Source organism: Acidisoma sp. PAMC 29798 (assembly GCF_030252425.1).
In the GTDB taxonomy this organism is placed as follows: Bacteria; Pseudomonadota; Alphaproteobacteria; order Acetobacterales; family Acetobacteraceae; genus Acidisoma; species Acidisoma cladoniae.
Map to the genome: position 1 here is coordinate 1,322,453 of NZ_CP126994.1, position 12,890 is coordinate 1,335,342.

Below are 12,890 nucleotides of genomic sequence, written 5' to 3' on the forward strand. Positions count from 1 at the left end.
AGCGCAGCGTATTCCGCCGTGAACCGCCGTCCTACATCACGATCGACAGCAGCAGCGTCAGGATCAGCGCAGTGATGGAGATGATCGTCTCCATGATCGACCAGCTCTTCAGCGTCTGCCCGACGCTCATGTTCAGATACTGCTTCACCAGCCAGAAGCCGCCGTCGTTCACATGGCTGAAAATGAGCGAGCCTGCCCCGGTCGCAAGCACCAGCAGCGGCGGTGAGACGCCCGGCAGATGCGCGGCGATCGGTGCCACAATGCCGGCCGAGGTGATCATCGCGACGGTGGAGGATCCCACCGCCAGGCGGACCACGGCCGCCAGCAGCCAAGCGAGCAGAAGCAGCGGCACATGGGCGCCGGTCGCAGCCGTCACGATGGCATGCGACACGCCGCTGTCGATCAACACGCGGCCGAAGCCGCCGCCGGCGCCGATCAGCAGGGTGATCATCGCCGTCGGCGCCAGACAGTCATTAGTGAATTGGAGAATCGTCTCGCGGGACATGCCGCGCGAAAAGCCTAGCGTGAAGAAACTCAGGATCACGGCGAGCAGCAAGGCGATGTCGGTATTGCCGATGAAGCCAAGCACCTGAAATGGCATTGAGCCCTTGGTGGTAAACAGGCTGGCGAAACTGCCCAGCAGCATCAGGAACACTGGCAGCAACAGCGTCACCATCGTCACCGTGAAGCCCGGCAGGCTCTCGGCGTCCTTGGTCAGCACGAACTGCGCCGCCATCGGGTTTTCCTCGGGAAGAATGATCCGGGGGGCGATGTATTTCGCGAAGACCGGCCCGGCCAGGATAGCGGTCGGTACGCCCACGATCAGCGCCACCAGGATGGTGTGGCCGATATCGGCATTGAAGGCCGTCACGGCGAGCATCGCGGCGGGATGTGGCGGCATCAGGCCATGCACGACGGAAAGGCCGGCGATCAGCGGCAGCGCCACCAGCAGCAGCGGCGTGCCGGTCTTGCGGGAGACGTTGAAGGCGATCGGGATCAGCAGCACGAAGCCGACTTCGAAGAAGACCGGCAGACCAACGATCAGGCCGATCAGCATCATAGCCCAATGGATGTTCTTCGGGCCGAACCAGGCCACCAAAGTATTGGCGATCCGCTCCGCGCCACCGGATTCGGCGAGCATTTTGCCGAGCATGGTGCCGAGGGCGATGATGATGGCGATATGGCCCAGGGCATTGCCGACCCCGGTCTCGAAGGATTTGACCACTGTCGTCGCCGGCATTCCGGCGACCAGCGCCACGGCCAACGATACGGTGAAGATGACGATGAAGGGATTTAGCTTGAAGCGCGCGATCAACACGATCAGCGCGACCACCGCGATGACGGCGAGGCCGATGGCAAAAACCGGGGACATACAGCAGACTCCATGCGGGGCGTCCCTCCGCCATGGGCCGCCCCGGCCAGAAGATCAATCCGTCGGCTTGCCGCGCATCTTCTTGATATCGGCCCGGCGGGTCTTGCCATCCAGCCGCCGCGTCTTGCTGCCGAGGGTCGGGCGGGTCGGCCGACGCTTGCGAGGAACGGCCGCTGCTTCTTTGAGCAACTCGACCAGACGGCCGGTTGCATCCTCTCGATTGCGGATCTGGCTGCGATAGCTTTGCGCGAAGATGACGATGACGCCGTCTTGCGTCATGCGCTGGCCGGCGAGCGTGGTCAGACGGGCGCGCATCGCGTCCGTCAGGCCGTCCCAGCTTCGGGTGTCGAACCGCAGCTCGACGGCGGTGGACACCTTGTTGACGTTCTGGCCACCCGGTCCCGAGGCGCGGACAAAGGCAAATTCCAACGCCTCGGTATCGATCGACAAACCGCCCGAAATGGGAATCGTGACCATTTCGGGACGTTAGCCTCGATCAGCTCGCGATGGCGCGGAGCTGGTGGCGCGGCTGCTCGATCATGTCCTCGTAGACCGAGACGTAGTTCTCGGCCATGCGACGGGCGCTGAACCGTTCCTCGAAGCGGGCGCGAACGCCGGCCCGGCTGATCTCGCCCAGGCGACGCACGGCGCGGACCGCATCGGCTTCGTCACGCGTGATGAACCCGGTGACGCCGTCTTCAATGACTTCGGGCACCGAACCGCGCTCATAGGTAATCACCGGCGTGCCGCAGGCCATGGCTTCGATCATCACCAGGCCGAAGGGTTCCGGCCAGTCGATCGGGAACAACAGGGCATGGGCCCCGGACAGGAAGTCCGGCTTCTGCATTTCGTTGATTTCGCCGATGAACTCGACATGCGGTTGCTTTAGCAACGGCTTGATGACGGCTTCGAAATACTCCTCGTCGGCGGTATCCACCTTGGCCGCGATCTTGACCCGCATGCCCGCCTTGCCGGCGATGTGGATCGCCTTATCGACACCCTTTTCCGGTGAGACGCGGCCGAGGACCGCGAGATAGTCCTGCTTCACGCCACGCGGCGTCAGGATATTCGTAGGCAGACCATGATGCACCGTCTGCACCCAGTTCAGATGGGGCACCGGTGCGCGCTGGCTGTCGGAGATGGAGATCAGCGGCACCTTGGGAAACGCGCCGTAGATATCGACGAATTCCGGCAGATCGAGGCGGCCGTGGATGGTGGTGACGAAGGGTGTCGGCTGACGGGAGAACAGCGAGAAGGGCAGGTAGTCGTTGTGGAAATGGATGACGTCGAATTCGTCCACACGGTCGCGGATGGCTTCCATCATCTTCATATGCGGGGCCATGCGGTCGCGAATATTGGGATCGAGGCGTAGCGCTTCCTCGCACATCGGCTCCAGCCGCGCGGAGGTGCGAGAGTCGCCGCTCGCGAAGAGCGTCACCTCATGGCCCATGGCCACAAGCTCCTCCGTCAGAAACGAAACCACCCTCTCGGTGCCGCCATAAAGGCGCGGCGGCACGGCTTCATACAGCGGGGACACCTGGGCGATGCGCATCGTGGAACTCTCCTGAGAGCCTGCTCCGCGGCATTATGCGTGAGCGTATAAGAGGTTAGGCGAAAGGGCTAAGAAGTCGTCTGAAGTCGTGCAGCAAGCGCTTCAACATCATCACCGAATGTGGCGAAATCCCGGCGCTAATGCCTTGAAAGAACGGCACTTCGGCGAAATGCGCCCTATTTCCGCTACGATCTTCTTCTAGCATCTCTTCAAGCCAATTTGAGGTCTGCGCTGCGGCGCACAACACCACGTTGGAGAGTGATGGCGCCCTTACGAGAGAGCGCGGGTTCGATCGACGCAAGTTGATTGCCCGCCCTGGAGAGGATCTAGATGCACGGTTTCGATCGTTCTGGCCTGGCCGAAGAGGCGTATGGCGTCACATCCGCGAAGCAGTCCGAGATCTTGCTCGGCCTCCGCGCGAAGCCGCTGCGTTTTTTGCTGCATTTCGCCGCCCGTCACCCGATCGCACACGGCGCGGTGCTCGGCTCGGTTCTCGTGGCCGTCCTGTGCTCGGTGCTGACGCAATATGGCTTGAAGAACCTGGTGGACGCCGTCTCCCACGGTCACGGCCCGGCTGCCGTTCGGGGTGTCTGGATCGCCTTCGCGGTCCTCGCCGTGCTGATTTGTGCCGACAACCTCATGTGGCGGGTCGGCGGCTGGATCGCGGCCGGTCTTTTCGTGCGCGTCACCGGTGACGTGCGGCGCGACCTGTTCACCCATCTGTCGGGCCATTCGCCGAGCTATTTCGCCGATCGCCTGCCGGGCACACTGTCCGGCCGGGTGACCGCGACGTCTAACGCTGTCTTCACAACCGAGAATACGCTGGCCTGGAACATCCTGCCGCCGGTCGTGGCCGTGATCTTCTCGATCGCTCTGGTCACCTCGGTCAATCCGACGATGGCTATCACGATGCTGGCCATCAGTATCGGCCTCGCCGGTGTCATCTTCATGCTGGCCCGTAAGGGCGGCCCCTTGCACCGCACCTACGCCGCCGCCGCCTCGCGCGTCGATGGCGAGCTGGTCGATGTCATCGGCAATATCGGCGTGGTCCGTGCCTTTGGTGCGACGCTGCGCGAGTCCAGGCGCATCGGCGCCACCATCGCGGATGAGATGTCAGCCCGCCACAATAGCCTCAAGTATCTGGAGAAGCTGCGCCTGCTGCATGCCGTGGTCACCGCCGCCTTCTCGGCCGGTGTCATGGCCTGGGCGGTTGTGCTGTGGCAGCACGGCGAAGCGACGGCCGGCGACATCGTCCTCGTTGGCTCGCTCTGCTTCACCATCCTGCACGGCACGCGGGATCTCGCCGTCGCGCTGGTCGATCTGACGCAGCATGTCGCCCGGCTTGAGGAGGCAACGGCCACGCTGCTGCTGCCCCACGCCCTGCCGGATGCGCCGCAGGCACGCCCGCTGCTGCTGACCGCCGGCGCGGTGAGCTTCGAGGGCGTGCGCTTCTCCTATCCCGGTCGCCCCGAGATTCTCAAGGGGATCGACATTTCCATCAAGGCCGGTGAGCGCGTCGGTCTGGTCGGCGCGTCCGGCGCCGGCAAGTCCACGATGCTCAGCCTCATGCAGCGCTTCTATGACCCGAGCGAGGGCCGCTTGCTGATCGACGGCCAGGACATCAGCCGGGTGACGCAGGAAAGCCTGCGCCAGGGCATGGCCGTGGTGCCGCAGGACATTTCCCTGTTCCATCGCTCGGTCCTGGAAAACATCCGCTACGCGCGTCCGGGCGCCTCCACCGCTGAGGTGCTGCAAGCGGCCGAACTCGCCCGCTGCCGCGACTTTATCGAGGCGCTGCCGGAGGGCTTCGACACCGTCGTCGGCGATCGCGGCACCAAGCTGTCTGGTGGTCAGCGTCAGCGTATCGCCATTGCCCGCGCCATCCTGAAGAATGCGCCGCTGCTGCTGCTCGATGAGGCGACCTCGGCGCTCGACACCGAATCCGAACAGGCAATCCAATCCGCCCTCGATATCCTGATGCAGGGCCGCACCGTGGTCGCCATCGCCCATCGGCTGTCCACGTTGCGCGAGTTCGACCGCATCATCGTCATGGATAAGGGCGAGGTCATCGACGACGGGTCGCCGATGGAACTGTCCATGCGTCCCGGCCCGTATCGCGATCTCCTTTCCCGCCAGAACGTCATCCCGATCTCGCGGGCGGCGTAACGAGCCCATCTCTTTGTGCGTGCATCTGAAATAGGAAGCACTACCGATGGAAGACTCTCAATTCGGCCGGGCTTTGGCGGATTTGCGCGACATCGCGGCCCGGCAGTCGGCGGCGCAGTCCGAGGCCGGGCGCCTCATCGTGGTGTCCAACCGTGTCGCCCCGATCGAGGAGGGGCAGCCGACGGCCGGTGGCCTCGCCGCCGGCGTGCTGGATGCGCTGAATGACAAAGGCGGGCTTTGGATCGGCTGGAGCGGCGAGATCGCCAGCGACGCGAGCCGCATTCTGCCGGAGCGCCAGAAGGGCAAGATCCGCCTCCAGACGCTCGATCTGTCTCAGGCGGATTACGACGAGTATTATCGCGGCTTCGCCAATGCCGCGCTGTGGCCGGTGCTGCATTACCGCTCGGCGCTCGCCCGCTTCACGCGCGCCGACTATGCCGGCTACCAGCGGGTCAACGCCCTGTTCGCCGATGCCGTCGCCCAGTCCCTGGCACCCGATGACGTGGTCTGGGCGCATGACTACCACCTGCTCGGCCTTGCCGATGCGTTGCGGGAGCGCGGTGCGGCGAACCGCCTCGGCATCTTCCTCCACACGCCCTTTCCGGCGGCGGCGGTCTTCATGACAATCCCGGTGCATGCCCAGCTTGCCCGCTCGCTGTGCCAATACGACCTCATCGGCTTCCAGACCGAGACCGATCGCCGCAGCTTCGAGGATTACATCCTGCGCGAGGCCGACGGCCATTTACTGCCCGGCCGCGCGCTGGTGGCCTACGGCCGCGTCGTCCGCACCGGCGTCTATCCAATTGGCGTCCAGACCGATGACATCCGTCGCCAGGCCGAAGCGCCCGCGAACTGCCCGCAAATGGCGCGCCTGCGCACCTCCATTGGCGCCAGCAAGCTGATCATCAGCGTCGATCGGCTCGACTATTCCAAAGGTCTGAGCGAGCGGTTTCGTGCCTATGAGCGCTTTCTGGAGCAGAATGCCGACCAGCATGGCGCGGTCACCTTCCTCCAGATCGCCCCGCCCTCGCGCAGCGATGTCGAGACCTATCGCGAAATCCGGCTGGAGCTGGAGCGTGAGGCCGGCCGCATCAACGGCCGCTTCGCGGAACTGGACTGGACCCCGCTGCGCTACCTCAACAAGGGCTTCGCGCGGCAGGTGCTGATGCCGATGTATGCCCTGGCCGATGTCGGGCTGGTCACACCGATGCGGGACGGCATGAACTTGGTCGCGAAGGAATTCGTCGCGGCCCAGGATCCGCTCGACCCCGGCGTGCTGGTGCTGTCTCAATTCGCTGGCGCCGCCTGTGAGTTGAAGGCGGCGCTGTTGGTCAATCCCCATGACCCCGATGAAATCGCCCAGGCCCTGGAGCAGGCGCTGGTGATGCCGCGCGATGAGCGGCGGGACCGTCATGCCGAGATGATGGCTGTCCTGCGCCGCAACAGCCTGTCCGCCTGGCGGGACCGCTTCCTGGGGGATCTCGCCCGCCGCGCTTAAGGGCGTTACGGTCGCATCTACAAAACTGCCGCAATCGCTGCGCATTAAGACCGGGAAGATTGCGGGGCGCCCGCCGGAGCAGACGATGTCAGCCTTCCTGTCGAGCGCCACCAGCCGTTGGAACCGGACGATTGCATCCTCCGAGGCGCGCATGGCCATTGCCTTGTTTGGCGCCGTTTTCCTGGTCGGCTTCGTCGCCCGCATTTACGGCATCGGCAATATGCCCTTCTGGTTGGACGAGGTGACGACCGTTCAACGGTCCAGCCTGCCGTTCTGGGTGATGGTCAACAACTCCCTCTCGGCCCACCACCTGCCATCCTATTTCGTCATCACCTCCGCGCTCGGTCATTACAGCATGAGCGAGTCCGTTCTGCGCCTGCCGTCCGCGTTGTTCGGCGCCGGCTCCTGCGCGGTGCTGTTTCTGATCGGGCGGTCCCTGGGCGGTTGGCGCGCCGGCCTCGTCGCTGGCCTCTTGCTCGCGCTGTCGCCGTTGCAGGTGCAATACGGCCAGGAAGCGCGGTCCTATACCTTCGTCATTCTCATGATGGCGATCGGCTTCTTCGGCCTCGTCGAAATCGCGAGGGACCCGCGTGGGGCCAGCCTGCCTTGGGGCACGCCCGGTGCCCGGCTCACGCCCTGGGTGCTCTATACGGCCGGGACGCTCGGTGCGCTGAACGTGCTCAGCACGGCCTTCTTCTGGCTGATCTCCGCCAATATTGCCGCCATCGCGATCCTTACCGACCGCAGCATCGACCGGAAACGGTTCCTCATTCGCTGGCTGGTGGCTCAGGCCATTGTCCTGCTGCTGACCTTGCCCTGGTTCTACGCCATGGACATCGTCACCAAGGGTGAGATGACGAACGCCACCAATTGGGTGCCGCAGATCACGACCAACAGCTTCTTTTCGACGCTGCAATCTCTCTATCTCATGCGCGTCTCGCGCCTGATCAATTTCCACCTTTTCCCCGCGGCCATTCCAGGCTTCGGGGCACTGCTTCTGGTGCTTGGCATCATGGGTCTGGCGCGGGTGCGGGCGCCCAACAAAGGGCCGACTGCCGGTGTGCGGTCCCATACCCTCCTTCTCGTTCTGGGCATTGCCGCCGTGGTGCCGCCGATCACCATCCTGCTGATCTCCATCGTCAAGCCGCTGTGGATGCCGCGCTACCTGATCTGGAGTTCGGTGCCCTTCTTTGTCTTCGTGGGCCTGGGAATCAATTTCCTGCCCAATCGTCGCTGGCAGAATGGTGCGGTGGTGGCGCTGATCTTGTTGGCGACCCTCAATCTCGCGCCCTATTACGGGTCAGAGACGAAGCCGCGCTGGGATCTGGCTGCTGCGGAACTGCAGCAGGTCATGCAGCCGGGCGATATGATCATCGTGCCGGACGGCCTACCCATCATGATGATGAACTTCTTCCTCAGCCGCCAGAATCAGGCCATTGCGGACACGCGCTGGACGATGGACGTCTTCAAGGCGGCGGAGCATCTCCAAAATGGCGGGCGCGTCTGGGCCGTCTATGGCAAGGTCGGCCAGGCCGACCGCACGCCGACGCGTGCTTTCACGCGCATCATTCAGCCCCTGGGCAAATCTGTGGGTGAAGTGCAGGAGGGCGAGCTGATCACCATGCGCCTGTATGCTCACCCGCCGGCGGCGGCCAAAACCTGCACAGGTTCGAAGGCGGATTGCGACGCCCTCGCCGCAAACGTCAATTAGAGGCGGAACACAAAATCATTCGTCACCCGCGGACTTGATCCGCGGGCCTACCCATCGCGGTGCCATAACGGCGTGTGGGCGCCATAAAGGGTAGGTCCCCGGATCAAGTCCGGGGATGACGGTGCTTTGTGTTGATCCGAAAGCCGACCTACCGCGCCAAGACGCGCGGTGAGTCCGGCAGCCACGACGCCCAGACCGGCGTGCCCGGCGCAAAACGATCGGCCACTGCGCTCGGCAGATCGGCCCAGATTTCGCCTTCCGGCGCCTGCGTGAGACCGAGCTTGATGCGCGTCAACGAGCCGTAGAAGGTCAGCTCTCGCACATCGGCTGCGATCGACCCATGCGGGGCGCCCGCCTGTTCCGGATGCAGCATGACATGCTCGGGGCGCAGGAACAGCTCCACATCCGTGCCAGTCGGCAAAGCAGCGGCGGCGGTCGCCGGCAGCAGCAGGCTGCCCATGCGCACGCCCTGGCCGTCGGTGCGGCCCGCCAAAACGCCGCCAGCGCCGATGAAGCGCGCCACGAAGGCATCGGCGGGCTCGCGGTAGATCGCGGCCGGCGCCGCCATCTGCAAGACATGGCCCTCGTTCATGACGGCGACGCGATCGGAGATCGACAGCGCCTCCTCCTGGTCATGCGTCACGAAGACCGTGGTGATGCCGGTTTCGCGCTGAATGCGCCGAATTTCGGAGCGAAGCTGCGTGCGGACCTTGGCGTCCAGTGCCGATAGCGGCTCGTCCAGCAGCAGAATATCGGGCTTCACGGCCAGGGCGCGGGCCAGCGCCACGCGCTGCTGCTGGCCGCCGGACAGCTGATGCGGGAATTTCTGCGTATGGGCGGCAAGGCCAACCATGGCGAGCAGCCGTTCCGCTTCCACCGTCTGCGTCTTGGTGTCGCCGGCACCGCGCACGCGCGGTCCGAACCGCACATTCTGCAGGGCCGTCATATTGGGGAAGAGGCTATAGGCCTGGAAGACCATGCCCATGCGGCGCTTATTCGGCGGCAGCGCCGTCACGTCCTGCCCATTGAGTAGAACCTGTCCCGAATCCGGCGTTTCGAAGCCGGCGAGAATGCGCAGCAAGGTGGTCTTGCCGCAGCCCGATGGGCCGAGCAGGCACAGCAACTCGCCCTGCGCCAGCTCCATATTGATGCCGTTCAGCACCGTGCGCGCACCATAGCGCTTCTGTATGCTGATCAGGCTGACGCCCGAGGTCTGGATCTGCGGTGAGCTGTCCATCAATGCGCCCCTCCTACTGTCGCGGCGTTACGCCGACCGGTTAACAAGACGCCAAGCATGAACAGCCAGGTGATGACGAAGCTGAACAGCGACAGCGCCGCGGCTTCGGTGATCGCATTCTGGCCAGTGTCGTTGATGAAGACCGCGAAGGTGTGAAACAGCAGCACGCTGGCGAAGGTGAATTCGCCCATGACGATGGTCAGCGTCAGCAGGGTGGCACCGATCAAAGCGGTTGTCAGGTTTGGAAGCAGCAGCAGGAAAATGATGCGGCCCCAGCCGGCGCCCAGCGATTGCCCGGCCTCGGTCAGCGTCTTCACGTCCAGCGTCATGAGACCGACATCGAGGGCGCGAAAGCCGTAAGGCAGGGCCAGGAAGAAATAGGGAATGACGAGGTAGTTCGGCGTGCTGATCAGCCAGCTCGGACCGGTGTAGAGCGTCGTCAGTCCGTCGATCAGGGCAATGGCCGGGATCACGAAGGGAAGGGTCGAGATGAACTCGAACAGCGGCCGCAACTGCGGCGCCTTGAGATGGACGAAGATCATCGCCGGCACCAGCAGCACGAAGCTGAGGAGAATGGTCTCGACCGCCAGGCGCAGCGACAGGAAGAAGCTGTACCAGAAGCCCGATGTGTGCAGCATCAGCACATAGGCGGAAAAGCCGTAGGTATTACCGCCTTCCCACAGGCTGAAGATGCCGGTCATGATCAGCGGCACCAGGAAGAAGATGGCCGCGAGAATGAGGATGATCGTGCTGCTCAGGCCGAGGCGCGGCTTGCGCACGCGGGTCGCGCCAGTCGGGACCGAGACGGCACTGGTGGTGGCGCTCATGTCAGTCGCTCCAGGGTCGGCATTTCTAGCGCTTCCACTTTGCTGTGCGCGCTGACAGCAGGCTGTAGACCACCAGAACCAGGGCCATCACGAGGATCATGCCGGCCGAGAGCGCGGCGCCGATCTGCGGGTCGGACATCACATTGCCTGATAGGACGTTGCTGATATCGATCGTCAGCAACTGGATATTCCCGTTTGTCAGAGCATAGGGCGTCGCATAGGCCGAGAAGGCACTGCCGAACAACAGCAGGAAGGCGGCGAGCAGCGAGGGCAGCAGAATAGGCAGGCCGATCAGGCGCCAATACTGGGCGCTGGTGGCGCCAAGCCCGTCCGATGCTTCGCGCCACTGAACGCGCAGGCCTTCGATCGCCGGCGTAATGACGATGAGCATCAAGGGAATTTGGAAATAGGAGAAGGTCAGTGTCAGGCCGGACAGCGAATAGAGCGAGAAGCCCATCGCATAGATGTTGATGCCAACATGCTTGAGCAGGACGGTGACAAATCCGAGCGCGCCGAGGGTGCTGATGAAAGCGAAGGCCAAAGGCACACCGGCGAAGTTCGAGGAGACGGCCGAGAAGCTGGTGACGATGGAGCGCAGCCAACCGGGCGCGCCAGGTTGCAGGATCGCATGGGCGATCAGGGCGCCGAAGATCAGACCGACCAAGGCCGAAGCGCTCGCCAGGATGATCGAATTCTGGAAGGCGACGCGATACTGATAGTCGCCGAGGCTCGCGAGATAAGACAGCGTGAAGCCGTGATCGCCGGTGACGGCCTGCACCATCAGCACGATGGTGGGCGCGACGAGGAAGGCCGCGACAAACAGCAGGAACAGACCCACGAAGAACCAGGGAATGACCCGGCCGAGGATTGCACCCAAGCCACCACTGCCGGCGGTTGGTGGCATTGCCTTGGGGGATATGACGGGCGCCCCCGGCGGCAGGGGTGGGATTGCGCCCACCCCCCCGATCGAAGACGGTTGAGGTTTCAAAGTCTCGCCAGATTGGCTCACGGGAAACCTCAACAGCTACAGGTTGCGGCTAAAGCTCAGCTCAGATCTTGACCATCTTCGGCCAAAGCTCGGCCAAGGACTTCTGCGCCTTGGCGACCTGTTCCTGCGTCGCGAACTTGACGTTGGCGTAGGGCGCGGCGGGCGGCAGCTTGGACGCCAGATCGGCCGAGATCAGGTTGCGGCTGGCGAGGTCGGCGTAGCGCGCAGGGTGGGCGTAGCCGGCGAGGAACAGAAGCTGGCCCTCGTCCGAATACAGGTATTCCTGCCAAAGCTTGGCGGCGTTCGGGTGGGCGGCATCGGCCGGGATCGCCTGGCAGTAGAAGCTGCCATACGGGGTCGAGCCTTCCGGCACGACGACGGTGATGTCGGCCTTGCCCTTGGCCATGTCGCGGTAGCCGAGCGACAGGTAATCCCAGTTGATGACGATCGGGGCCTGGCCGCTCACGAGCAGCGCCGGGCCGGTGGCTGCGGCCGGGTTCATGTTGCCGACCTTTGCCAGCTCGCCGAAATAGGCGACGCCCGGCTCGATGTCGTCATAGCTGCCGCCATTGCCGAGGGAGGCCGCGAAGACTGCCGCGAAAGCGGCGCCGGCGCCGAGCGGGCTGCCGTTGAGCGCAACCATGCCCTTGTATTCCGGCTTCTTCAGATCGGCCCAGGTGCGGGGCGCGTTCTTGACGACCGTGGTGTTGGTCGCGATGGAGACGACGCCGAAGTAATCGGCAACCCAAAGGCCGTCGGCCTCCTTCATGCCGTCCGGGATCGTCGCCCAGGTGGCGACCTTGTAGGGCGTGAACAGGTTCTGCTTGACGCCGATCGAGGCGAAGGACGGCCCGATGTCGAGGGCGTCCGGGGCGCGGTCCTGGCCTTTGAGGCTGCGGACGGCCTGAAGCTCCTGCGCGGAGGACCCATCGGGGTTCGCATCGTCGATGGCGATGCCGTATTTCGCCGTGAAGCCATCCATCAGCGCGCCGTAATTGGCCCAGTCGCGCGGCAGGGTAATGACGTTGAGCTTGCCTTCTTTCTTGGCGGCGGCGATCAGCGCGTCCATGTCGCTGGCAGCGCGGGCAGGGCGGATGCCCGGCATGGTCGCCAGGGCAGCGCCGGCGGCGACGGCCAGACCGAGCTTCGTATAGTCACGGCGTCCGAGAAGACGGGGATTGGTCGGCATCGGGGAGCTCCTGGAGCGAGGGCGGGGAAGGAACGGAACGACAATGCAAATTCAGCGCAACAAAGGTCGCGAGCACGTTCTGCAGGCGATACAGGCGCGTGAGACGACGGACAACGTCAGTTTCGTGACAGTTCATCATCAACCGTCAGCCGACATTCATGACGCCGCTACCCAGTGCGGGTGCCGCAGATAAGCAGGATTTGCAACGCTCGTCACCAGTCCAAAATCATGGATGGGCTCTCGTGGGTTCTTATTTTGTTCCCAAAGCTGCATGCGAGATATCTGCGTTTTTGGGATTATCCCGGCAACGAGACAACATGCGCGCGTCGCAAAAGCATCATGCCCCTGTC

10 protein-coding genes are annotated in these 12,890 nt (G+C 63.9%); 3 read left to right on the forward strand and 7 right to left on the reverse strand.

Translation table 11 applies throughout. The features are described from left to right. Positions 1–31: 31 nt before the first annotated feature. Genes QP803_RS06360 through QP803_RS06370 form a run of 3 tightly spaced genes read right to left on the reverse strand, consistent with a single transcriptional unit; the run spans position 32 to position 2,924 of the window. Positions 32–1,372 carry a GntT/GntP/DsdX family permease gene (locus QP803_RS06360; RefSeq protein ID WP_284946945.1) on the reverse strand — a complete coding sequence of 447 codons (1,341 nt, stop codon included), beginning with the start codon at positions 1,370–1,372 and terminating at the stop codon, positions 32–34. Positions 1,373–1,426: 54 nt separating this feature from the next. Continuing rightward, positions 1,427–1,849: an alternative ribosome rescue aminoacyl-tRNA hydrolase ArfB gene (arfB, locus tag QP803_RS06365; RefSeq protein WP_284946946.1), complete on the reverse strand. Its 423-nt coding sequence runs from the start codon at positions 1,847–1,849 to the stop codon at positions 1,427–1,429. A 19-nt stretch (positions 1,850–1,868) separates the two neighbouring features. Further along, entirely contained in the window at positions 1,869–2,924 is a 1,056-nt protein-coding gene (locus tag QP803_RS06370; RefSeq protein ID WP_284946947.1) for a glycosyltransferase family 4 protein, read from the reverse strand. Positions 2,925–3,254: 330 nt separating this feature from the next. On the opposite strand from QP803_RS06370, the gene QP803_RS06375 reads away from it, so the two are divergent. From QP803_RS06375 to QP803_RS06385, 3 genes are all read left to right on the forward strand, one after another. Beyond that, positions 3,255–5,090: an ABC transporter ATP-binding protein gene (locus QP803_RS06375; RefSeq protein ID WP_284946948.1), complete on the forward strand. Its 1,836-nt coding sequence runs from the start codon at positions 3,255–3,257 to the stop codon at positions 5,088–5,090. A 46-nt stretch (positions 5,091–5,136) separates the two neighbouring features. Continuing rightward, positions 5,137–6,588, forward strand: coding sequence for an alpha,alpha-trehalose-phosphate synthase (UDP-forming) (otsA, locus tag QP803_RS06380; RefSeq protein ID WP_284946949.1), 1,452 nt, complete (start codon positions 5,137–5,139; stop codon positions 6,586–6,588). Positions 6,589–6,673: 85 nt separating this feature from the next. After that, entirely contained in the window at positions 6,674–8,299 is a 1,626-nt protein-coding gene (locus QP803_RS06385; RefSeq protein WP_284946950.1) for a glycosyltransferase family 39 protein, read from the forward strand. Positions 8,300–8,447: 148 nt separating this feature from the next. On the opposite strand, the gene QP803_RS06390 is transcribed toward QP803_RS06385, so the two are convergent. The 4 genes from QP803_RS06390 to QP803_RS06405 form a co-directional block, all read right to left on the reverse strand. After that, a complete protein-coding gene (locus tag QP803_RS06390; protein ID WP_284946951.1) occupies positions 8,448–9,536 on the reverse strand; it encodes an ABC transporter ATP-binding protein in 1,089 nt (362 codons plus the stop codon). Further along, the gene (locus tag QP803_RS06395) at positions 9,536–10,363 is read right to left on the reverse strand and encodes an ABC transporter permease (protein WP_284946952.1); all 828 of its coding nucleotides are present in this window, start codon (positions 10,361–10,363) and stop codon (positions 9,536–9,538) included. The genes QP803_RS06390 and QP803_RS06395 overlap by 1 nt, the downstream gene beginning before the upstream one ends. A gap of 25 nt (positions 10,364–10,388) precedes the next feature. After that, complete coding sequence (locus tag QP803_RS06400; protein WP_284946953.1) at positions 10,389–11,267, reverse strand: ABC transporter permease; 879 nt, start codon at positions 11,265–11,267, stop codon at positions 10,389–10,391. A 145-nt stretch (positions 11,268–11,412) separates the two neighbouring features. Then, on the reverse strand, positions 11,413–12,540 hold the full coding sequence (locus QP803_RS06405) for an ABC transporter substrate-binding protein (RefSeq protein WP_284946954.1): 1,128 nt from the start codon (positions 12,538–12,540) through the stop codon (positions 11,413–11,415). Positions 12,541–12,890: the final 350 nt, after the last annotated feature.